1 protein-coding gene is annotated in these 1291 nt (G+C 58.8%); it reads left to right on the top strand.

Translation table 11 applies throughout. The annotated features are described in order from the left end of the window. The coding region (locus PQR02_RS40415; protein ID WP_408243383.1) for an IS1182 family transposase at positions 1–1195 on the top strand (1195 nt) is incomplete at its 5' end. Positions 1196–1291 lie beyond the last annotated feature (96 nt).

Genomic DNA, 1291 nt, shown 5'->3' with positions numbered 1-1291 from the left:
CAGCCGTCGCCTTGAACGCGAGGCCCAGCGCAACGTCGAACTGATGTGGCTCACCGGCCGCCTGGCGCCTGACTTCAAGACCATTGCGCGGTTCCGTAAAGACAACGGCAAAGCGATCCGCAGCGTCTGCCGTCAGTTCGTCGTGCTATGCCAGCGTCTGGACCTCTTCACCGAAGCGATCGTTGCGATCGACGGCAGCAAGTTCAAGGCGGTGAACCATCGCGACCGCAACTTCACCAGCGCCAAGCTCGAACGACGCATGCGCGACATCGAGTCCAGTATTGCTCGCTATCTCGAGGCGATGGACACAGCGGATCGTCAGGAGCCTGCGATTGCGAAGGCCAGAACAGCGCGACTGCAGGACAAGATTGCGGCCTTGAAGGAACAGATGCGAAGCCTCAAGGAGATCGAGGTGCAACTCAACGCGGCACCCGACAAACAGGTATCGCTCACGGATCCCGATGCCCGTTCGATGAAGACACGAGGAACGGGAGTCGTCGGCTACAACGTCCAGACGGCGGTTGACACGAAACACCATCTGATCGTCGCGCACGTCGTTACCAATGATGGCATTGATCGTGATCAGTTGACGTCGATGGCGAAGCTTGCCCGTACAGAGATGGCCGTCGACAAGCTCACTGCCGTTGCGGATCGCGGCTACTACAAGAGCGAGGAGATGCTTGCATGCCATGAGGCTGGAATAAGCGTGTTCGTTCCGAAGACGGTGACATCGAGCGCTACGGCTCATGGCCGTTTCGGCAAGGAGGACTTCATTTACGACGCAAAGACGAATGAATATCGGTGCCCGGCAGGCGAGCGGCTCATCTGGCGATACTCGACCGTTGAGCGCGGCCTGAAGATCAGTAAGTACTGGAGTTCAAATTGCCAGCAATGTTCGCTAAAGGGGGACTGCACACCAGGTCCCCAACGTCGCGTGACACGCTGGGAACACGAAGCTGTTCTTGATGAGATGCAGGCGCGACTTGATCATGCCCCTGAGATGATGCGCATCCGGCGACAGACTGTCGAGCACCCGTTCGGCACGATCAAGGCATGGATGGGCGCCACTCATTTCCTGACACGGACCATCGGGCGGGTGAGCACGGAGATGAGCTTGCACGTGCTGGCGTACAACATGAAGCGGGTGATCAAGCTACTCGGTCCAGAAGCGGTTATGACGGCGATGCGGGCGTGAGACCCGTACGGGGTCGTTGAGCCTTTGCGATGTGTTCGGCTGTGATTTGACGTTCGGGTTGCCGCAATCGAAAAGCCGCGACCTGCGCCGAGACAG

The sequence above is a fragment of the Paraburkholderia sediminicola genome (assembly GCF_046026895.1).
GTDB lineage: Bacteria > Pseudomonadota > Gammaproteobacteria > Burkholderiales > Burkholderiaceae > Paraburkholderia > Paraburkholderia sediminicola_C.
This window is presented reverse-complemented; position numbering and strand designations above follow the sequence as displayed.